This is a genomic window from Micromonospora sp. WMMD1128, from assembly GCF_027497235.1.
In the GTDB taxonomy this organism is placed as follows: Bacteria; Actinomycetota; Actinomycetes; order Mycobacteriales; family Micromonosporaceae; genus Micromonospora.
The window spans coordinates 4,303,687-4,324,088 of record NZ_CP114902.1 but is presented as its reverse complement, the minus strand read 5'-3'; the positions used below and the strand labels follow the sequence as shown (position 1 = coordinate 4,324,088).

The 20,402-nt window shown below is 71.7% G+C and carries 20 protein-coding genes; 9 read left to right on the top strand and 11 right to left on the bottom strand.

Features of this window, described 5'->3' with window-relative positions; translation table 11 throughout:
* Nucleotides 1-121: 121 nt before the first annotated feature.
* The 5 genes from O7602_RS19165 to O7602_RS19145 all read right to left on the bottom strand — a co-directional run bounded on the left by O7602_RS19165 (nt 122) and on the right by O7602_RS19145 (nt 2,908).
* Complete coding sequence (locus tag O7602_RS19165; protein ID WP_281584013.1) at nt 122-541, bottom strand: GNAT family N-acetyltransferase; 420 nt, start codon at nt 539-541, stop codon at nt 122-124.
* Nucleotides 542-886: 345 nt separating this feature from the next.
* Nucleotides 887-1,474, bottom strand: a complete 588-nt coding sequence (locus O7602_RS19160; RefSeq protein WP_281584012.1) for an AAA family ATPase — start codon at nt 1,472-1,474, stop codon at nt 887-889.
* A 118-nt stretch (nt 1,475-1,592) separates the two neighbouring features.
* The gene (locus tag O7602_RS19155; protein WP_281590395.1) at nt 1,593-1,775 is read right to left on the bottom strand and encodes a DUF397 domain-containing protein; all 183 of its coding nucleotides are present in this window, start codon (nt 1,773-1,775) and stop codon (nt 1,593-1,595) included.
* A gap of 64 nt (nt 1,776-1,839) precedes the next feature.
* Nucleotides 1,840-2,022, bottom strand: a complete 183-nt coding sequence (locus O7602_RS19150) for a DUF397 domain-containing protein (RefSeq protein ID WP_281590393.1) — start codon at nt 2,020-2,022, stop codon at nt 1,840-1,842.
* A gap of 4 nt (nt 2,023-2,026) precedes the next feature.
* Nucleotides 2,027-2,908 (bottom strand): helix-turn-helix transcriptional regulator, encoded by an 882-nt coding sequence (locus tag O7602_RS19145; protein ID WP_281584011.1) that lies wholly within the window; start codon nt 2,906-2,908, stop codon nt 2,027-2,029.
* A 101-nt stretch (nt 2,909-3,009) separates the two neighbouring features.
* On the opposite strand from O7602_RS19145, the gene O7602_RS19140 reads away from it, so the two are divergent.
* Nucleotides 3,010-3,264, top strand: coding sequence for a DivIVA domain-containing protein (locus tag O7602_RS19140; protein WP_281584010.1), 255 nt, complete (start codon nt 3,010-3,012; stop codon nt 3,262-3,264).
* 128 nt (nt 3,265-3,392) lie between these two features.
* Nucleotides 3,393-4,352 (top strand): FAD-binding oxidoreductase, encoded by a 960-nt coding sequence (locus O7602_RS19135; RefSeq protein ID WP_281584009.1) that lies wholly within the window; start codon nt 3,393-3,395, stop codon nt 4,350-4,352.
* A 25-nt stretch (nt 4,353-4,377) separates the two neighbouring features.
* Here the strand turns inward: O7602_RS19135 and O7602_RS19130 are convergent, their stop codons facing one another.
* The 5 genes from O7602_RS19130 to O7602_RS19110 all read right to left on the bottom strand — a co-directional run bounded on the left by O7602_RS19130 (nt 4,378) and on the right by O7602_RS19110 (nt 8,379).
* A complete protein-coding gene (locus O7602_RS19130; protein WP_281584008.1) occupies nt 4,378-5,445 on the bottom strand; it encodes an alpha/beta fold hydrolase in 1,068 nt (355 codons plus the stop codon).
* Entirely contained in the window at nt 5,442-5,795 is a 354-nt protein-coding gene (locus O7602_RS19125) for a hypothetical protein (RefSeq protein ID WP_281584007.1), read from the bottom strand. The genes O7602_RS19130 and O7602_RS19125 overlap by 4 nt, the downstream gene beginning before the upstream one ends.
* Before the next feature lie 91 nt (nt 5,796-5,886).
* Nucleotides 5,887-6,345 (bottom strand): helix-turn-helix domain-containing protein, encoded by a 459-nt coding sequence (locus O7602_RS19120; RefSeq protein WP_281584006.1) that lies wholly within the window; start codon nt 6,343-6,345, stop codon nt 5,887-5,889.
* 170 nt (nt 6,346-6,515) lie between these two features.
* Nucleotides 6,516-7,400, bottom strand: coding sequence for an aminoglycoside phosphotransferase family protein (locus tag O7602_RS19115; protein ID WP_281584005.1), 885 nt, complete (start codon nt 7,398-7,400; stop codon nt 6,516-6,518).
* 160 nt (nt 7,401-7,560) lie between these two features.
* Nucleotides 7,561-8,379: an alpha/beta fold hydrolase gene (locus O7602_RS19110; protein ID WP_281584004.1), complete on the bottom strand. Its 819-nt coding sequence runs from the start codon at nt 8,377-8,379 to the stop codon at nt 7,561-7,563.
* Nucleotides 8,380-8,484: 105 nt separating this feature from the next.
* Here O7602_RS19110 and O7602_RS19105 point away from each other — a divergent pair, with 105 nt between their 5' ends.
* The 3 genes from O7602_RS19105 to O7602_RS19095 all read left to right on the top strand — a co-directional run bounded on the left by O7602_RS19105 (nt 8,485) and on the right by O7602_RS19095 (nt 11,723).
* Nucleotides 8,485-9,516 (top strand): sigma-70 family RNA polymerase sigma factor, encoded by a 1,032-nt coding sequence (locus O7602_RS19105; protein WP_281584003.1) that lies wholly within the window; start codon nt 8,485-8,487, stop codon nt 9,514-9,516.
* A gap of 277 nt (nt 9,517-9,793) precedes the next feature.
* Nucleotides 9,794-10,750, top strand: a complete 957-nt coding sequence (locus O7602_RS19100; protein WP_281584002.1) for a hypothetical protein — start codon at nt 9,794-9,796, stop codon at nt 10,748-10,750.
* Between the two features lie 256 nt (nt 10,751-11,006).
* A complete protein-coding gene (locus O7602_RS19095) occupies nt 11,007-11,723 on the top strand; it encodes a winged helix-turn-helix domain-containing protein (RefSeq protein WP_281584001.1) in 717 nt (238 codons plus the stop codon).
* A gap of 570 nt (nt 11,724-12,293) precedes the next feature.
* On the opposite strand, the gene O7602_RS19090 is transcribed toward O7602_RS19095, so the two are convergent.
* Entirely contained in the window at nt 12,294-16,694 is a 4,401-nt protein-coding gene (locus tag O7602_RS19090; protein ID WP_281584000.1) for a S8 family serine peptidase, read from the bottom strand.
* A 248-nt stretch (nt 16,695-16,942) separates the two neighbouring features.
* Between O7602_RS19090 and O7602_RS19085 the strand changes: the two genes are divergently transcribed.
* From O7602_RS19085 to O7602_RS19070, 4 genes are all read left to right on the top strand, one after another.
* Nucleotides 16,943-17,518, top strand: a complete 576-nt coding sequence (locus tag O7602_RS19085; RefSeq protein WP_281583999.1) for a winged helix-turn-helix domain-containing protein — start codon at nt 16,943-16,945, stop codon at nt 17,516-17,518.
* A gap of 219 nt (nt 17,519-17,737) precedes the next feature.
* Nucleotides 17,738-18,565 (top strand): DedA family protein, encoded by an 828-nt coding sequence (locus O7602_RS19080; RefSeq protein ID WP_281583998.1) that lies wholly within the window; start codon nt 17,738-17,740, stop codon nt 18,563-18,565.
* The gene (locus O7602_RS19075; RefSeq protein ID WP_281583997.1) at nt 18,558-19,766 is read left to right on the top strand and encodes a histidine kinase; all 1,209 of its coding nucleotides are present in this window, start codon (nt 18,558-18,560) and stop codon (nt 19,764-19,766) included. Before O7602_RS19080 ends, O7602_RS19075 begins: the two co-directional genes overlap by 8 nt.
* The gene (locus O7602_RS19070) at nt 19,757-20,401 is read left to right on the top strand and encodes a response regulator transcription factor (RefSeq protein WP_281583996.1); all 645 of its coding nucleotides are present in this window, start codon (nt 19,757-19,759) and stop codon (nt 20,399-20,401) included. Before O7602_RS19075 ends, O7602_RS19070 begins: the two co-directional genes overlap by 10 nt.
* Nucleotide 20,402 lies beyond the last annotated feature (1 nt).

The window sequence follows — 20,402 nt, the reverse complement described above, 5'->3', positions numbered from 1 at the left end:
CGGCGCTGGTGGCCGCGACGAACCGGATCCACGCGGCCACGGTGGTCACGGCGGGCCATCCGCCGGTACGGACGAACAGGGAGTCGGCGCGTCTCGCCGCTGCACGTCGACCGCGTGGTCCTCACCGCGCCGGCGACGGCGCCCGCACGTCACGGACCATGCGAATCTCCCGTACGCCGCCCTCGACCCGGATCGTCCCGTCGGAGACAAAGCCGTGCTTGCGGTAGAACGCCTGCGCGCGGGGGTTGGGATCGGCGACCCACAGCGCCGCCGACTCCGCCGGGTCGATGACCGCCCGCAACAACGCTTGTCCCGCACCGGTGCCGTGCTCGGTCGCGTACACGTAGAGGACATGGAGCTGCCGTGTCCACGCCGCCACGGCGTCCGGCGGCGGACCCGACATCGCGATCCCGATCACGTCGCCGTCCCGTTCGGCCACCGCCGCGCGGTTCTCGCGATAGCGCTCGTCGGTCAGGGCAGCGGTCCAGAACCGCTCCCGAGCGGCCGGGAAACCGGGATCATCGAGCACCGCGTCCGGCATGAGCCCGCGATACGTCTCCTGCCAGCACCGAACATGCGTCCGCGCCATCTGAGCGACGTCCGCGACCCGGGCCGGGCGAACAGTCAGCGAGGAATCCACTCCGCGCGCCCCCCTCCTCCACCGCCGTGATCATGAGGTTAACGGCGGTGTTGATCTCCGTTGATGCCGCCAACTTCATGATCGCCCGCTCGGCTACCGGCGGGGCGGGTGAGGTTGGGCTGGTCTCCTCGTCGATCTTGGGCTTGTGGTGCGAGGAATGTCGGTTCGGGTTGGTATCGGAGGTGCCATAAGTCCAAGATCGACGTTGACGCGCGGGAGCGAGACGGAGTGGTGTGACCGGGTGCCTCAGATGTCCGCTGCGCGAATTTCGGGAGATGCCGCTATTCCAACATCGACGGAGGTGTGGTGGCGGGCGACGAAGTCGCGGCGGGACGCGATGTCGCTGCGCGGCAGGACGGTGAGGTCGTAGCCGTGCATGGTGTAGGCGGCAACCATCGCCTCGTAGGTGCGGACGGCTTCGGCGAAGTCCTGCTGTCGCTCGCTGTCCGTGGCGTAGATCTGCGGCCAGGGCGGTGCGATGAACACCCGCCGGTGGTAGCGGAACTTCTCGGCCGCTGCTGTCACGTGCTCGGGAACGGGTCGGCCGAGCAGGAGGTGGTAGCCGACCAGGTCCGGAATGCCCCGGTCGAAGAAGACGACCCCGGCGTGCCGGCCGGCCTGGCGGTAGGAGCGGATCTCCCAACTGAGCATGATCTCGGCGAACAGCCGTGAGTCCCGAGTGTGCAGCGCCTGACCACCGATCGACAACTGATCCTGGATGATCTGTCGGCCAGCTTCGTCGACGCAGGCGTGGCCGGCTTGCCGCAGGCTGTTGAGCAGCGTGGTCTTGCCCGCCCCGGGACCACCTGTGATCACCACGAACCTGCTGCTCATCTCGTCCTTCCTGCGTCGGATCGGTATGCCGGAGGATGTCGCGCAGGGTCTGAGTTGCCGGGGAGCAGCCGGACGACCCGGGTGCCGGCGGCCCGGCACCCGACTCGCCATCAGCGGATCAGGGCCGGTTGTCGAAGCGGCCGGTGCGGGTGGCCGCGACGAACCGGGTCCAGCTCGTCGGGTCGAAGCTCAACGCCGGTCCCCGCCGATCCTTGGTGTCCCGCACCCCCACCGCGTCGGCGAAGCCGGCCACCTCGACACAGTTGCCCTCGCCGCCGGACCGGGACGACTTGCGCCACACCCCGTCACGTCCCATGGGTCATCTCCTTCGCGATCTCCGTGATCAGCTCACGGGACTCGTCCGCTCAGGGCCGGTCGCCGAAGCGGCCGGTGCGGGTGGCCGCGACGAACCGGGTCCAGCTCGTCGGGTCGAAGCTCAACGCCGGCCCCCGCCGGTCCTTGGTGTCCCGTACCCCTACCGCGTCGGCGAAGCCGGCCACCTCGACGCAGTCCCCGTTGCCGCCGGACCGGGACGACTTGCGCCACACCCCGTCACGTTCCATCGGTCATCTCCTTCGCGATCTCCGTGATCAGCTCACGGGACTCATCCGCATCGAGGGTTCGCTCACCGAGCGAGCGCCACGCTTCCTCATAGGTCTGGATCTCGTACGGCTTGTCAAGGTAGACCGCGCCGCACGGCCCGTCCATGTAGATCGTGGTTGGCTCTGGCTCCCGCACGTCGTCTGGGAAATCGAGCATGGTGAACGTGCCGGCCGACGCCCAACGATAGAGCCCGATGCTGAGCGGCAGCACCCGAACGCCGATGTTGTGTCGCTGGCTGGCCACTACCAGGGAATCGAGCTGCCTAACCATGGCAGTCCGGTCCCGCAGCGGTCGACGTAACACCGATTCGTTGAGAACCACGTCCAGGTAAGGGGCCCGGGGCACCGCGCGAGCCAGCAGCCGCTGACGGCGCAGCCGGACATCCACCTTCGCCTGCTGCTCGCCCTTGCTCAGATGAGGGTTGTCGGTGGCGATCACCTCGGTCATGTACTCGACTGTCTGCAAGAGCCCTGGGATCAGGTCGGATTCGTACTTTCGGATCTTGGTCGCCGCCGCTTCCAGGCCCACGTACAACTTGAACCAGTCTTCGACCGCCTCGCCGTAGCTGTGCCACCAGCCGTGGGCCTTGGTCTCCCGGGCCAGCGCCCGCATCGTCTCGATCGTTTCGCGGGACGCGCCGTAGACCCGGCACATCGCCTCCACGTCGTTCGGATGCATCGGGACCTGGCCTGTTTCGTAACGCCAGATCCGGGGCGTCGACCATTCCAACTGCTTGGCCGCCGCGCTCACCGTGATGTGCGCGTTTTCGCGAATCTCCCTCAGATATCTGCCGAGTTGCCTACGCGGGACGGTGCTCCCCGAGTCGTCCACGTCATCTCCTCTGCTGCGGTCGCGTAAGACACCTCATCCCTTGGTCCGCATTCTGCGGCAAAACATTGTCCGACACCAGTAAGGAATCGACCATCGTGGGCATGACCGACGCGCGTCCGGAACGCCTGCTCCCACACCACGTTCGCGCTGCCGTCTTCGACACGCGCTGGCGCGGGCTGGATCCGGTGCAGGTCCGCGACCATCTCGACCGGGTGGCGGACGAACTCGAATGCCTGAACCGCGAGCTGATCACCGCGCGGACCCAGAACGACCGTGTTCGCCAGGCGCTACGCCAATGGCAGTCCCAGCATCGTGCCTGCCGTCGCCGCGACCCGGACCTCCCGGACGGCACGTGATCATGCGAATTCCACATTCACAATTCCCACCTCGTCCAATCCGTATGGAGGCGCCCGCCGATGTCTGCCGAACGCACCGACGCCTGGCGGTTTTCGTGACCGACGAGACCTGTCAATTCTGGACCGCAGTGGAAAATCGTTGTCCGGGGCTGCTGCCGGAACGTGACGCGCCGCTGCTGCACGCCTCGCTGCGGCGGCTGCTCGAAGGCGACGACGACCGCGCCGGGCGGGTGGCGTCGCTGCGGGCGCTCGGGTCCGCGTACCGAAGCTTCGGTCTGCGGCCCTGGCACGCGGCGGCGATCGGCGACGCCCTGCTGCCCGCGCCCGGCGTGCGCTGGTGGCGGGCCTGGCGGCTGATCGAGCGCACCGCCGCCCGTCTCGGCGACGGGCCGCCGTGGTGGCCGGTCGAGGTGATCGACCACGACCGGCCCGTCGACACCATCGCCATGCTGACGGTACGACCGCGGCGGCGGCTGCCCCACCGGCCCGGCCAGGCCGTCCCGGTGCACACGCCGCGCCGGCCGGGACGGTGGCGGTGGCTGTCCCCGGCGAACGCGCCCCGCCCGGACGGCACGCTGGAGTTCCACGTCCGCGCCCTGGCCGCCGGCTCCGTCTCCCGCAGCCTGGTCGAGGAGGTACGCCCCGGCGACGTGCTCCACCTCGGCGCGCCCGCCGACACCGGGCTGGAGTTGACCGAGGGCGACGGAGACCTGTTGCTCGTGGCCGGTGGCACCGGCCTCGCGCCCCTGCGCGCACTCGTCGAACAGGTCGTCGACGCGCCCGGCGGCCGGCGGGTCACGCTGATCCTCGGGGCGCGGACGTTCGCCGACCTCTACGACGCGATCGCCCTCGACAAGCTCCAACAGGCGCACGACCGGCTGACGATCGTGCCCGCCTTCTCCGACGACCCCGAGGCCGGGCCGGCCGAGCGCGGCAGCGCCATCGCCCTGGCCGCCCGCCACCGCCGGCCCGGCCAACAGGTCCATGTGTGCGGCCCACCCGCCATGCTCGGGGCCGCCCGCCGCTGGCTCAGCGCTGCCGCCGTACCCGCCGGCGACCGGCGCCTGCCCACGATCGGCGAGCGATGACGGCGGTCGGCGGCGAGCGGCGACGTCAGCGCGCGGCCGGGGCGCCGCACCTCATGAACCGGTGCAGCGCGTCGAGTGCCGCCGGGGCGAGCACATCCGGATCCGCGGGGTCGGTCAGGTCGTGGCCCACGCCCGGCAGCACGACCCGGCCCGGCCCGGCTGTGTGCGCCCGCGCCAGCGCCGTCGCCAGCGGCGTGGTCGTGTCGCACGGGACCTGCGGGTCGATGGTTCCGCAGGTGAGCAGCGCCGGGGTTCGAGGGGGTAGCCGGCGTGCGACCGAGGCGGGGTCGACGGCGTCGATGGACTCCACGTAGCGCCGGCTGGGACCGCCGAGGCCCTGGAAGAGCGCGGCGAGCGCGGCCGGCATGGCGCTGGTGTCGATCGGGCGGTGCGCCCGCAGGTCGGCGACGGCCCGGTCGACGGCGCGCCCGATCGCGCGTTGCTCCTCCGGGCTCATCTGGCCCGCCGCGACGGCGGCGGCGAGCTGCTCGTGCAGTTGTCGGGCGAGCACGTCGAGGAACCGTTCCGCCAGGGGTTGCAGCAGCCCGACCCCGGCCGTACGGGGTTCGGCGGCGACCGCGACCATCAGCGCCGTCAGCGCGCCCTCGCTGTGCCCGATCAGGCGTACCGCTCGCCGGTCGACCTCGGGTTGGCGGGCGAGCAGCCGGTACGCGGCGTCGGCCTGGCGGACGAATGCGGGATAGTCGATCGTCTCCGGCTTGTCGGCGTACGCGCCCAGCCCGGTCCGGCCCGAGCCGTACTTGTCGAAGCGCAGGCTGGCGACCCCGTCGCGGGCCAGCGCGTCGGCGAGCTTGGCCAGGGTGTGCGGGGTGAGCGCGGGCGGCTGGTCGCCGTTGCGGTCGGTGGAACCGCTGCCGGGCAGCAACAGCACCGCCGGCATCCGCTGCCCCCGCCGATGGACGGGGAGGTGCAGGGTGCCGTACGTGACGGTCCCGTCCACGGTGAACGTGACCTCGCGGTCCGTGGCCGGCGTGAGCGGCCTGGCCTGCGCGGCGCCGGCGGGAAGCACCCCGGCGGCGATGCTCCCGACCAGGACGGCGCCGATGGCGGCCCGCCGGGCGAGCGGGATCATCGCGCCACCGCCTGCTCGATGAGGGCGACCGTGGCGGCCGGGTCGGTGACCTCCACGACCAGGCGGGCGTAGCGCTCGTCCGCGAGTTCGATGACGACGGCGCGGGCACCGTCACGGATATTCCAGAAGACGCGCTCACCGTCCTGGTGGAAGGTGCCGGCCGTGATCACTCCGGGCAGGTGGGTGCCCGGTGCCCGTACCCCCTTGGGGTCGGCGGCGATGCCCGGGTCGGCGGTGGCGCCGCGGACGTTTGCCAACGGGATCACCAGGCGGCTCTTGAGCGACCACAACCGGTCCATGCCTTCGATCTCCACGACGACATCGTCGCCGTCGATGCGGACACTGGCCATGACAACGGTCCTTTCGCAAGTCCCGGCGACACCGGCCGCGGGGCGTGGTGGCGCACCGGCGCGGGCAGCGTCGGGCGGGGAGAGGGTTCGGTTACGAGGGATCGGCCGGTGCTGCCGCGGCGCGGGCCCGCAGTCGCTCACCCAGCAGCGCGTCCACCCCGTTCGCGCGTGGGCGGTCAGCCGCCGGCGCCCGTGGCAGGGCCTGTTCCAGAGCCTGCCACGCCTTGGCCACCAGAGCGGCCACCTCGACGTCGCTGGGCGCGCGCTCGACCGCGGCCAGCAACAGCAGATCGAGGGTGTGGTCGTCGGCGACGCCCGTGCCGGCGGCGAGTTGCTCGGTCAGCGCCGGCAGCCGGTGCGCGATGTGCCACCGCAGGGCGGCGAGATAGAGCCCCCGCTTGCTGCCGAAGGTCTTGTACAGACTGTTGCGGTGCACCCCCAGTTGCTGGACGAGATCGTCGACCGACACCCCGTCGTAGGCCCGGCCGGCGAACAACTCGGCCGCCGCCGCCGTCACGACTTCCTCGTCGAAACCCCTCGGGCGACCCATGCCGAGAACACTAACCGTTTAGGAACGAACAGTCAAGAACGATCGTTCCTCATCCGTGTGGGACTCATCAGAGTCGAGCGCCCGTTCACCGAGCGAGCGCCGCGCGTCCGCGTAGGTCTGGATCTCGTACGGCTTGTCAAGGTAGACGGCACCGCAGGGGCGCGGCCCGGTCAGTCGTGGCGGTGACGCACAATGTGGTCGATGTGGCGGAGCGTGTCCTCGCGGTCGTCCGCCCTGATCGAGTCCCAGAGGTCCGCCAACCAGTAGAGCGAGCCCGACAGCATCCAGGCCCACCCGCGTACCCAGGTCGCCTCGTCGAACCCGAGCGCCTCCCGGTAGACGGTCCGCGCGCGGGCGTCGAACAGACTCCAGCCCGGCCGCACCTCGACCGCGGGATCGCCCCGGCCGAGACCGCCGAAGTCGATCACTCCGGTGAGTCTGCCCCGATCGACCAGCAGATTGCCTGCCAGGAGATCGCCGTGCAGCCACACCGGCGGTTCGGACCACTCGTCCGCCGCCATCGCCTCGTCCCACGCCGCGGTCACGGCCCGCCCGTCGATCCGGTCGCCCAGCGCCGCGATCGAACGGCGGGTCAGCTCGTCCCGTCGCACCAGCGGCACGCCGCGTTGGATCCCCTCCTTGACCGGCCCGCCCATCGGATCGATCGCGATCATCGCGTGCACGAAGCCGGCGAGGTCGACGGCGAGGTCGGAGAGATCCCGCCCGACCTCCGGATTGTGCCCGTCCAGCCACGGGACGACCGTCCACGGCCACGGGTAGTCCCCGCCCGGCTGCCCGACCGCGATCGGCACCGGCACCGGCACCGGTAGGTGTGGCGCCAGCCGCGGCAGCCAGGTCGCGTCGGTCGTCACCTGGTCGACCGCCCACCGCGCCCGCGGCAGCCGCGCCGTGAGGAAGTCACCGAGCCGGAACAGCGCGTTATCGGTGCCGTTGAGCGGCTGCGCCACGACCGGCAGGTCCGACCACTCGGGGAACTGCTCGTCGATCAGGGCGCGCACCTGCTGGACCGTGACGACAATTTCTCCAGGGCGCATCGCGGGACCGTAGAACCCGCTCGATGTCCCGTCAATCGAGTTCGGGTCGCGGCACGCTGCGGGACGCCGCCGCGGGCCGACCCGCGCCCACCTGCCCGCTGCCGGGGCGTCGCCCCATCGTCCCCCGTGCACGACGCGGCGACGCCCCGGCGGCGGTGGCTCAGCGGCCCCCGTCGAGGAAGGCGAGCGTGACGGCGGCGAACAGCGGCGAGTCGTGGAGGTCGTAGTGGCTCAGGCCGGGCAGGATCGCCAGCGCGTGCCCGCCCGCCGGGCGGCCCTCGCCGGTCCAGCCGGCGTCCCGCAGCCCACCGTCGAGCAGCGTGAACACCTCGACGTAGTGGCTCGGCGGGGCCATGTCGGCGTCCGCGGCGACCACGAGCGTCGGCACCCGCAGGGCGCGCACCTGCTCGGTGACGTCGAAGTCCACCCGCATCGCCGCGCCGATCTTGTCGAGCAGCCCGGGGAAGTCCTCCGGACGCGGCGCCACCCGCTGGTACAACTCGAACATCGGGGTCTCCTTGAGGAACTCCGCCGCTGCGGCGTTCATCTGGCCCTGCTGCGCGAGCAGCTCCGGGTAGACCGCGTCGCGCCGGATGTGCGCCGACGCGGAGACCAGCCGGCCCACCTTCTCCGGGTGCCGGAACGCCACGTGCATCGCCACGCCGCCGCCGAGGGAGAAGCCGACCAGGTCCGGCCGGTCCAGGCCGAGGTGGTCGATGAGCGCGGCGATGTCGTCGGCCATCAGCGCCATGTCGAGCGGCCGGTCGATGTCGGCGGTGCGGCCGTGCCCCTGGAGGTCCACCAGGATCACCTGGTGCCCGGCGGCCAGCGCGGGCAGGATCGGCGTGAACATCTCGCCCGAGCCGAGCCCGCCGTGCAGCAGGATCATCGGCCGGCCGGACCCGTGCGACTCGACGTAGAGGCGGAGGCCGTTGACGTCGGCGTACCGCCCGGGGGCGCTCGTCTCGATGGTGGCCATCGGATGCTCCTTCGCATGTTCCGTGCTGACGACTGGTGGACCGGACCCGCCCGGCGAACTCATCGGTGCGCGCCACCCGACTTCGGGTGCTCGCGTTCGCGCAGCATGTGGGCTAGTTTCGAACAGGTGAGCGAGGTGGCGAGCGTCCCCGTGGAGACGCAACTCGAGGCGTACCGGTCGGAACTGACCGGCTACTGCTACCGGATGCTGGGGTCGGCCTTCGAGGCCGAGGACGCGGTGCAGGACACCTTCGTCCGGGCCTGGCGCAACTTCGACCGGTTCGAGGGGCGGTCCGCGCTGCGGACCTGGCTCTACCGGATCGCGACGAACGTCTGCCTGAACATGGCCGCCAGCGCGCAGCGCCGGGTCCGGCCGATGGACCTCGGCCCGGCGGGCAGCGGCACCGCCACCCACCCCGGCGAGCCCCGGCCGGAGCAGATCTGGCTCGGCCCGATGCCGGACGACCGGGTGCTGCCCTCGGCCGGCGACCCGGCCGAGGTGATCGCCGGGCGGGAGTCCGTCCGGCTGGCGTTCGTCGCGGCGTTGCAGCACCTCCCGCCGAAGCAGCGGGCCGTGCTCATCCTGCGCGAGGTGCTGGCCTGGTCGGCGCAGGAGGTCGCGGACCTGCTCGACACCTCCGTGCCGAGCGTCAACAGCGCGCTGCAACGCGCCCGGGCCACGCTCGCGTCCGCCGACACCGCCGCCGACGTGCGCCGGCCGCTCGACGAGGAGCAGCAGGCGCTGTTGACCCGCTACGTGCGGGCGTTCGAGGCGTACGACCTGACGGCGCTCACCGAGCTGCTGCACGAGGATGCGACGCTGTCGATGCCGCCGGTGCCGCTGTGGCTGCGCGGGCCCGACCACATCACGGCCTGGATGACCGGCACGGGCAACGGTTGCCGTGGCTCGCGCCTGGTGCCGGTGGCCGCCAACGGCATGCCGGCGTTCGGGCAGTACCGGCGCGACCCCGACTCAGGGCACGTGCCCTGGTCGCTGATCGTGATCGGGCTCTCCGGCGGGCGGATCACCTCGCTCAACCACTTCCTCGACACCGACCGCCTCTTCCCGCTCTTCGGTCTGCCGGCCCGGCTCGAAGAGGGCGTCGGCCAGCCCGAGCAGGTCGGCCAGGTCGCGTAGGCCGACGCCCGCGCCGCGGACCTCCAACCGCCACCCGAACCGCCGGGCGGTCAGCCGGAGCCGGGCCAGCACCTCGACCGTCACCACGTCGGGCCGGGTCACCGCGGACACGTCGCAGACCACCACACCCCGCTCGCGACCGCGTACCGTCTCGGCGCAGCGGACCGCGATCTCCGCGCGGGTCGGCGTCCGATCGGCCAGCCGCAGCACGAGTGTGGTCACCCGGATCAGACCGCCGTACGGCCCGAATCTCATCGCTCGTGGAAAGGCGAGGACCATGACCGCGTACGCCCGGATCGGGTTGCCACGATGGAGCCGGCACGGCGATCCGGTGGCCCTGCGTGCGGAGATCGCCGCCTGGGCGACCTCGCCCGCGATGCGCGACCTGGTCGAGTGCTTCGAGGAGAGATGGCCGACCGGGGATGTGCTCCGTGGGGATGTGCTCCGCGGGCTGGGGGAGATCTCGGCCCGGCACTGGGACTTCCGCCGTGGCGGCGAACGCGCCACCGCCCTGCGGCGGGACTTCACCGCGGACGTGACCGAGCGGGTGCGTGCGGCGGTCACCGCGCTCGGCCTGCGGCACCGCGGCGTGCCGAGCCAGGACCGGTACGAGCACGTCCTGATCCACGGTGGCCTGCTCCGCAGCTGCCTGATCCGGGCCCGGCACGCGGCGGCGCTGCTCGGCGGCCGGGTCACCGGCGGCACGCTGTGCGGCCTGGGCAGCCTCCGTCCCACCTCGACGCAGGAGCAGACCCTGGCGGCGGACCTGGGCGTCGACGCCTGCCCCACCGAGTTCGACGCCATGGACGTCGCGGTCCGGGCCGCGTTCCCCGGTTACCGCCCGCGGGGCGACGTCGGTGCGTCAACCCTGACCCGCGACTACGACGCTCCCGACGGCCGGCGGTTGAGCGTCCTGGCCGCGCCGTCGTCCGACCCGAACCGGCGAGCCAACACCGCCGACACGTGTGCATACTGGGCCGACTCCCGGGCCCGGCCGCAGCCGGGGGAACGCATCCTCCTGATCACCACCGAGCACTTCGTACCGTTCCAGCAGGCGGACGCCATCCGGACGCTCGGCATTCCGTACGGCTGCGCGGTGGAGACGGTGGGTGTCGACCCGGCGGCGGTGCCGGACGCGCGCCTGCGGCAGTCGCTGACCACGGCCGAGTATCTCCAGGAGACCCGGTCGGCCATCCGGTCGATGCGGACGCTGTGGGACGCGGTGCCGGCGTGACCTCGGCCCGCAATTTGCTCAGGTCATCTTGTCGGATGCCGTTACATCGACGTTAACTGCTATACCAATCATCGGTGGGCGGCTATATGATCCCCGGTAGCTCGCCTCGTAGCCTCACGAAACAGCAGCTCCAGCACGCCTCAGGCCGCGCTCCGCACCGCGTGCTCCGCGTAGGTGGGCGGCCCGATCCGCCGCGTCAGCAATGGCGCGGGCAATTGCCGGGCGCTGCGCCAGCCTGCCGGAAAGGTGGGAACGGATGACAGCGATCCCGTCCTTGGTCATCGGCATTGCGACCTCGGCGACCGAGCGCCGGCAGCTCGCCCAACTGCTCGGCGGCACCGAGACGTTCCTGATCGTCTCCAGCGCGCACCAGGCCCGCCGCTTCCTCGACCTGGTCCGCCGTCCGCCGGCGCCCCCGGCGCCCGTGGTGCCGCCGGCGCCCGTGGTGCCGCCGGTGCCCGCGGTGCCCGCAACCTTGACCGACGTCGACGCTGTCGCGCCAGCCGGTGCTGTTCTGCCGGTGGATGTTCGCTCGTCGGTGGATGCCGGCTCGTCGGTAGAGGTTGGCTCGTCGGTAGAGGTTGGCTTGCCGGTCGCCGCCACTGCCGCGTCCGTCGACGCCCTGGGCGCGCGTTCCGGTGTGCGGGGCCCGGCTGCCGACGCCGACGCACCGGTCGAGTTTCCGGGGCTGGAGTTGGCCGTCGACTCCGACCGGCGGGTGTTGCGCTGGCGGGAGCGGGAGATCGGGTTGACGCCGCTGGAGCACGACCTGCTGGTCTGCCTCGTCGGCACTCCGGGCCGGGTGTGGACGTACGCGCGACTGCACCGCGCGGTCTGGGGCAATGATCATCTCGGACGGGGCTCCGACATGCACTCGGTGGTCCGCCGTATCCGGCACAAGCTGGGCCGCTTGGACGCCGCCGCCACGATCCACGCCGTCCGAGGCGTCGGCTTCCGCCTGACCCCCGCCTAACCTGTCTCCTGCCCCGCGTTGGTGTCCTGCCCCGCGTTGGTGTCCTGCCCCGCGTTGGTGTCCTGCCCCGCGTTGGTGTCCTGCCCCGCGCTGCACCTCTCCCCGGCGTGATGAAGGAGTTTGGGTAGCCGAATTCGCTCCCGCGCGACGCAAACTCCTTGATCAACGAAGAGGATCGGGCGGGAAGGTGGGCGACCCGCCCGCGCCGTCGATCATGAAGTTAATGACGACAATTCGGACGCTGCGTGCAACTAACTTCATGATCGACGGGCTGCTTCCTCCGGTTTCGTCGATCAGGGAGTTGTGGCAAGTGGCAAAAGTCGCAAGAGCCGCATTTCAAGAGCCGCAGAGTCCATGATCGGCAAGGCGGGGCGAGGCAGGGCAACGCAGGGCGAGGCAGGGCGGGAACAGGGCAGGGCAGGTGGGAACAGGGCGAGGCCGGGGGCAGGGTAGGGCAATGTAGGGCGGGGCGGGGCGGGCTGCGCGGATGACGGGGGGCGGAAGGGGTGACGTGGAGCGGCCCGCCCGGTGGGGAACACCGGGCGGGCCGGACCTGTCGGCCGCTACGGGTCAGCAGCGGGTGGGGGCGAGGGTGAAGTCCTCCACGGTGGGCGTGGCGGAATTGATCTTCGTTTGGCGTGTCTGGGGCTTCCAGCCGTCCTTGGCGACGATCAACGTGAGCGGGTTGTTGCGCCGGTCCATCCAGTAGGCGTACTTGCCCTCGGCGTCCGTGGTGAACGTGTAGGAACTAGCCCACGAGTCGACCTGGACGGTCGCGCCCGGCAGTGGCGCGGTGCCGCCCTGGCAACTCTTGCCGGAGACCGTGCCGGACAGCTTGGCCCAGGTGTTCGGCGGCTGCGCGACCATGGTGACCGCCACCGGCGCCACCGTGTACGGGGTGTCCTCCTTGATCGCGACGGTCGCCGAGTACGTACCCGGCTGGTCGACGTTCGCGGTCATGCCGACCGTGACCTTGACCTTCGCGCCGGGCGCCAGCGTGACCTTGGACTTGTCCACGGTGAGCCAGCTGACGTCCGCCGCGACCTCCGAGCACTCGGAGAAGCCGGGCAGGACCTCGCTGTCCTTGGTGGCCGTGAAGCTGCCCGACGAACCGCCGATCTTGTAGAACCCGCAGGCGGCGCCGCCCCGGTAACGGGGGGTGTTGGCGTTGGGCAGGTTCGCCCAGGAGTTGGTCGCCGGGTCGTACGCGAATCCGGCGTTGGTGATGGCGCCGCCCTGCGATCCGCCGACGACCAGGAGCTTGCCGTTCGCCACCGCGTACGACGAGGCCCAGTTGTCGGCCGGCGCGTCCGGGATGGCGGTCCAGGCGTTGGCGGCCGGGTCGAAGGCGTAGCCGGCCTTCTGCGACACCGTCCCGTCGTTGCCGCCGGTGCAGTAGACGATGCCGTCGATCCCGCCGCAGGACAGGAACGCCACCGACTTCGGGTAGGACGGCAGGGTCTCCCAGGTGTTCGCGCCCGGGTCGTACCTGACCACCGTGTTGGACATCGGCAGGCAACTGGCCGTGGTGCAGCCGCCGACCGCGTACAACTTGCCGCCCGCGACGGCCTGGCCGGCCGCCGACCGTGGCGCCGGGTTGTTCGCCTTGGCGGTCCAGGTGTTCGCCGCCGGGTCGTACGACCAGGTGGTGCCGTCTGGGCCGGAGGCCCCCCAGCCGCCGCTGGCGACGATCTTGCCGTCGATCACGCCGACCGTCATCGCGGTACGCGCGCCGGGCAGGTCGGCGATGGCGGACCAGGTCTGGGCGACCGGGTCGTAGCGGTAGTTCTTGGTGCTGGACGTGGTGCCGTCACCGCCACCGATGGAGTAGACCTTGCCGTCGACGGTGACGACCCGGTTGTCCATCACGTTGGCCGGGTAGCCCGGGATGGTGGTCCAGGGGTCCGCCTGCGGAGCGGCCGGCGCGGCGGCCGAGGTGGCCGACTTGCCGGAGGGGCGGGCGGCGAACGACGTGGCCGCGGTCAGCCGCTGCGCCGCCGCGCCGGTCGAGCCGAGCAGCGCCTGCTCGGAGAGCTGCGAGCCGTCCGCGCGTTGCAGCACGAACCCGCCGTCCCGTTCGGAGAACTCGACGTTCACCGGCGCCCCGCCGGTGTTCTTCACCGTGAACGTCTTGCTGACCTTGCCGCTGGGCATCCGGGCCGTGCCGGTCAGCGACGTCGGCTGCACCGACAGCCGGCCGGCGGCGAGACTGAAGCTGGCCGCGGTGGCCCAGTCCGTCTCGACGTCCACCTGCTTGGTCTGACTCACGTAGTTGCCGGCGGTGGCCGTGAACGGGTGCGTGCCGGTCAGCGACGAGAACATCCAGTAGAAGCCGTCCGGCAGCTCGGTGTCGTCCGGGGTGGCGACCGTGGTGGCCTTCTCCGCCGGACGGTCCTTGCTGGTCACGGTGGCGCCGTTGACGTACCCGTCGTCGTTGGCGTCCCGGACGTGGCCGAGCACCAGGCCGCCGTCGACCGGCTTGCAGACGAGCCCGCTGCCGATCAGCACGTTGTCGACCTCCCACCACCATTCCCAGCTCGCGTCGTAGTAGTGGAAGCGCACCCGCACCTGCGACTGGTTGGCCGCCTGCGGGATCGGCACCTCGGTCAGTTTGGTGCGCACGTCGGCCGCCTGCCGGAGCACGTTGCTCCAGGTGTCGCCGCCGTCGAGGCTCAGGTCGACGTCCGCGCGGTCGCTGTTCAGCCAGTTGTAGTCCTGGTTGAACCGGATCACCGGAGCGCTCACCCCGGTCAGGTCGACCACCGGGCTGACGAGCGAGGTGTCCTGCTTGCCGCCGCTGCCGTAGTTGTCGCTGTCGATGATGGCGAAGTTGCCGTCGCCGCCGGTCAGGTTGCCGCGCTCACCCGCGTCGGTGAACTCCCAGACCTGGCCGGAGGCGGCGTTGTCCACCACCGACCAGCCCTCCGGCACGCCGGTGCCGTCGAACGTCTCGTACACGCCGTCGGAGCTGACGGTGTAGCCGGGCGCGGTGGTGCACGCCTCCGGGTTCGCCGGCACCGCGATGTTCGCGGTGAGGTTGCCCGAGCCGACCGTGACCTCCTTGGTGACGGTCAGGTAGCCGGCGTACTGCGGCTCGACCTTCAGCCGGTAGGTCGAACCGGCGGGCACCTTCAGGCTGTACCGGCCGTTGGTGGGCGTGGTGTAGTCGGAGATCGGCGTGCCCTCGACGCTCACCTTCGCGTAGAGCGGCCAGCCGTGCCCGGACCCGTCGGTGACCTGCCCGCCGACCGTGACGCTCGGCACCGCGGTCAGCGTGACGTTCAGGGTGGTGGTCGTGTTCGTGGTGACCGTCGCCGTCAGCGTGCGGCTCGCGTAGCCGAACGCCGCGACCACCACCTGGTAGTCGCCGGCCGGCAGCAGCGAGGAGTACGTGCCGTCGGCGCCGGTGACGAGCGTCCGGTCCGCCGCGCCGGTCAGGGTGACCGTGGCGCCAGCGATCGGGGCGCCGGCCGCGTCGGTGACCTTGCCGGCCAGCGTGCCGTTGTCCCCGATCGGGGCGGCGGCGAGCAGCGCGAGCGCGTCGAGGCGGCCCTCGCCGTAGACGTTGTTGTCGTCCGTGGTGCCGCCGCACTGGGTGTCGGCCTTGTCGACCGCGGTGTCGTTGAGCAGCGCGCGGGTCGCCGTGACGTCACCGACCAGGGTGGGCGCCGCGGACCAGAGCAGCGCGATCGCGCCGGCCAGGTGCGGCGCCGCCATCGAGGTGCCGCTGATGCTGGCGTACGAGTTGTCCGGCACGCTGGAGCGGATGTTGACGCCGGGCGCCGAGATGTTCGGCTTGATCTCGCCGCTCTGCCCGGTGCCCCGGGACGAGAAGCTGGCGATGTTGTTGTTGACGTCGTACGCGCCGGCCGAGTAGTTGCTGGCCAGGCTGCCCGGTGACCCGCTGGTCTGACACGACGGGCCGTTGTTGCCGTTGGACCAGACGCCGAAGATGCCGGAGGCGGTCCAGGCGTCGGTGACGTCCTCCATGAACGGCTCGTTCGAGGGCTGGGTGGTGCCCCACGAGTTGTTGATGATGTTCGGCCGCTTGCTGGCGTCCGGGTTCTCCCCGTCGAGGTCGGTGGGTTCCAGCATCCACTGTCCCGACGAGATCAGCGCGGCGTCGGTCGGGCAGCACCCGTTCGCGGCGATCCACTTGACGTCGGGGGCGACGCCGATCTGGTTGGCGCCGTCCGAGCCGGCCATGGTGCCCATGGTGTGGGTGCCGTGCCCGTCGGAGTCGCACGGCCCGTCGTCGCACTCGCCGGCCGCGTCGTACCAGTTGTAGTTGTGGTCGAAGGTGCCGTCGCCGTTGTTGCCCCGGTAGGCGTTCACCAGCGCCGGGTGGTCGAACTGGACGCCGCTGTCGATGCTGGCGACGGTGATGCCGGCGCCCTTGACGCCGTACTGGTTCCAGACGTCGTCGGCGTTGATGTTGGCGATGCCCCACTCCAGGGCGTTCGTCGACTTCTCGGCGGTGCCCGGCGTGGTCTTCGGAAGCTGGTATTCGACCGGGGCGTAGATGCCGTCCACCTCGGCGTGGGCGGCGAAGTTCTGCGCCATCGTGAGGGAGCCGCCGCTGACCTTGATGGCGTTGGTGGCCCAGAACGTCTGGTATCTGGTGCCCGCGCGGTCCAGTTCGGCGCGGATCTTCGCCTGGCTGTCGGCGGCGGTCTTCTTCAGCGCCGCGGCGACCGCCGTGCCGCGCTGGTTCCAGTCCTTGACCGAGGCGGCCTTGCCCAGGTCGGCCCGACCGGCGAAGTGGATCCAGAAGTCGCCTTCGCTCTTGCCCTCAAGCTGGCGGGTGAGTTCGGGGCGGATCTTGTCGCCGGCGGTCGCGCCGGTGCCCGCGCCGGCCTGCGCCGACGCGGGGGAGCCGGTGGCGGCCAGGGCGGTAGCGGCGAGGACCAGTGCGGCGCCCGCGCTCACCAGCCGCGCGGCCGGACCCCTTCTGTGTGGACGTCTCAGCATCGGTGCTGCCTCCTCGGATGACCCGCGGATGGTCGAGCCATGACAGAAGGGCCAGGAGACTGCGCTCCCGACTGGTCACACCGGTTTGAAACGAACCCCCCAGGCCCCCTAGGCGCCGTGCGGGTCTACGCCGGTCACCTGTGTGGACACTATGATCGACAGCAGAGGGCGATCAATGACCGTAAGTAAGCAACTTGTCACCAACAGGTCGGGGCCTGTTTGACAGTCATTGTCACGGTGGGGGCGCGGTGACAGCGGACGACCCGAACGCGACGCCTGCCGGCGCCGATCCGGCGGAGCGGCCGTTCTCGCTTGTCATCGGCGTGACGCCGTCCCCGGCCGAGCGGCTGCGGCTCACCGAGCTGCTGGACGGCGTGGCGCCGTTGCTGCTGGTCGCCGACCTGGACGAGCTGCGCGAGCTGATCGCCCCCACGGTGGATGTTAGGCGGGGGCCCCCGTTAACGCATTCGGAGGTGGCGGGGCCCCCGCCTAACACCCCCGCGTCGCCGGCCGACGGCGCGCTGGTGATCGACGTCGGCCGGTCCACCGCCCGCTGGGGGGACCGGCAGGTCGCCCTCACCCGGCTGGAACGCGATCTGCTGACCTGCCTGACCACCGAGCCGGTACGGGTGTGGAGCTACGCCGAGCTGCACCGCGCGGTCTGGCACGACACGCCGACGCAGCGCCGGGCCGACGTGCAGTCCCTGGTCAAACGGCTCCGCCGCAAGCTCGACGAGCTGGGCACCGGCGTTACGGTCGTCGCGGTACGCGGCGTCGGGCTGCGGCTGACCGACCACCGCCGCCCCCGCGTGCGCGAGGGCTGACGGCGAGCGGCTCTCCGCCGACCCGCGCCTCGCCGCCGCACTGGCCGAGCACACCGACCCGCAGCGCCGCGACGCGGTGCTGGCGCAGGAGGAGAAGCACGGCGACGAGGCGCCCTGACCGGGGGTGCGGAAAACCCCAGGGTCGCGGTCCGGTCGGCCCGCTCAGGCGTGCGTTCACCCTCATGGTCCAGGCCCCGCCACAGCCATAGCGTCGGGGACATGATCGATTCATGGCACCTCACGACCCCCTCCGCCGCGCCGACGCCCGGTGACACCGGCGGCCTGGCCGGATTCGCGACCGACCTGGTCGAGCGCCTCGGCGCTCCCGGCGCCGGGCTGGCGGTGGCGCTGGAGAACCTGTTCCCGCCGATCCCGAGCGAGGTGATCCTGCCGCTGGCCGGCTTCGCCGCCAGCCAGGGTCGGATGAGCCTGTTCGCCGCGATCGCCTGGACCACGCTCGGCTCGGTCGTCGGCGCGGTGGCCCTCTACCAGGTCGGCGTGGTGCTCGGCCGGGACCGGGTACGGGCCGTCGTCCGGCGACTCCCGCTGGTCAAGCTGAGCGACCTCGACCGGACCGAGGCGTGGTTCGCCCGGCACGGCACGGCGACCGTGTTCTTCGGGCGCATGATTCCGATCTTCCGGAGCCTGATCTCCGTCCCGGCCGGCGTGGAACGGATGCCGATCGGCAGGTTCCTGTTCTACACCACGCTCGGCAGTCTCGTCTGGAACACCGTGTTCGTGCTCGCCGGCTACCAGCTCGGCGCCAACTGGCACGTGGTCGAGGAATGGGCGGGTGCCCTCCAGAACGTCGTCATCGTCGTCTGCGCGCTGGTGCTCGGCGCGCTCGTGGTGTCCGGCCTGCTCCGGCAGCGGCGACGTCCGGTCGCCGCGGAGGTCGCCGGTGATCCGACTCCGGGTGGCTCATGCCGTACCCTCCCCGGACACGCCCGCCGTCGACCGGAGCCGGACGGAGTCGGCGGACCGGGCCTGCCGGTGCGATCCGGCACGGTGTACCGCAGCCGGGGTCACCTGGGGGAGGATGGGTGAGCGGCGGCACCGGCAGGCCGGCGGGGAGGGGCGGATGGTGGTGACCGGGGCGCCGACCGGAGGCGTGCGGATCGGCCGGTGGGCGCGGCCCGTGCTCGGCGTCGCCGCCGGTGTCGTCTCCGCCGCCGTCGAGGTGGCGATCCTGGTTGCGGCCGGCCTGCTGCTGGCCCTGACCGTGCCGGTTCCGGCGCTGCGCCGCCGCGTCCTCGCCGCCGTCCTCCGGTACGCCCCGGTGGCGGCCTGGTGGGAGCGGCGGCGGCTGGCCTGGGCCGCGAACCGTCCGGCGCCCGCCCCGCTGCGCGCCACCGGCCGGCGGGCCGTCGGCTACCTCGCGCTGCGGGTCGTGCCGGGCCTGCTCGGTGCGCTCACCGTCGGGGTGCTGGCCGTGGGCGTGGTGCTCGCGGCCGTTCTCCTCCGTGCCGTCGGGTCCGGCGGCGTCGCCGCGCCCGATCTGCTGCTGCAAGTCGTGATCGGGGCGGGCCTGCTCCTGGTGAACCTCCAGGCGGTCGCCAGCGTCGGCGCGCTGGATCGGCATCTCGCACGGCGGATGCTGGAGCCCGACGGCGAAGACGCGCTTCGGCGCCGGATCGACGAGCTGACCGAGAGCCGGGCCGGCGTCATGGCGGCGGTCGACGCGGAGCGCCGCCGGATCGAGCGGGACCTGCACGACGGCGTGCAACAGCGTCTCGTCGCGCTCGGCATGCTTTTGGGTCGCGCGCGACGTAGCCGCGACCCGGACCGGGCGCGGGCACTGCTGGACCAGGCGCACGCCGACGTGCAGTGGGCCCTCGACGAGCTGCGGGAGGTGGCCTGGCAGGTCTATCCGTCCGCGCTCGACCACAGCCCGCTGGACGAGGTGCTGACCATGGTGGCCCGGCGCACGCCGATCCCGGTGCGGATCAGCCACGCACTGCCCGACCGCCCGCCGCGTCCGGTCGAGGCCGTGCTCTACTTCATCGCCTGCGAGGCGATCACCAACGCGGCGAAGCACGCCGGCGCTTCCGTGATCGACATCGAGATCAGGGCCGGGGACGGGGGAGTGGACATGTGGGTCCGTGACGACGGCCGGGGCGGGGCCGATCCCGCCGGCAGCGGGCTGCGTGGCCTCGCCCGGCGGGCCGCGGCTCTCGACGGCAACCTCGACGTGTCCAGCCCGCCGGGCGGTCCGACCACGATCCGGGCGACGCTCCCGTGCGGATAGTCCTGGCCGAGGACTCGACGCTGCTCCGGGACGGGCTCACCCGGTTGCTGGTCGATGAGGGGCACGAGGTGGTGGCCGCGGTGGGCGACGCCGACGACCTGGTTTCCGCCGTCGCGCGGCACCGTCCCGAGGTGGTGGTCACGGATGTGCGGATGCCGCCCACCAACAGCGACGACGGGCTGCGGGCCGCGCTGGAGATCCGCCGCGAGTTCCCCACCGTCGCGGTGCTGGTCTTGTCCCAGTACGTCGAGAAGCGCTATGCCGCGCAGTTGCTCGCCGACCGCTCCGAGGGCGTCGGGTACGTGTTGAAGGACCGCGTCGCCCAGGTCGAGGACTTCCTCGACGCGCTCGACCGGGTCGCCGCCGGCGCCACCGCACTCGACCCGGAGGTGGTGCGGCAGCTCATGTCGGGCACGAGCCGCACCGATCCGCTCAGCCGTCTCACCCCACGAGAACGCGACGTGTTGCACCACATGGCGCAGGGCCACACCAACGCCGCCGTCGCCCAGCGGCTGCACGTCTCGCAGAGCGCGGTGGAGAAGCACGTCAACGCCATCTTCGACAAGCTCGACCTCTCCGACGCCATCGGGTACAGCCGCCGGGTGCTGGCGATCCTGCGCTACCTCGGATCCTGAC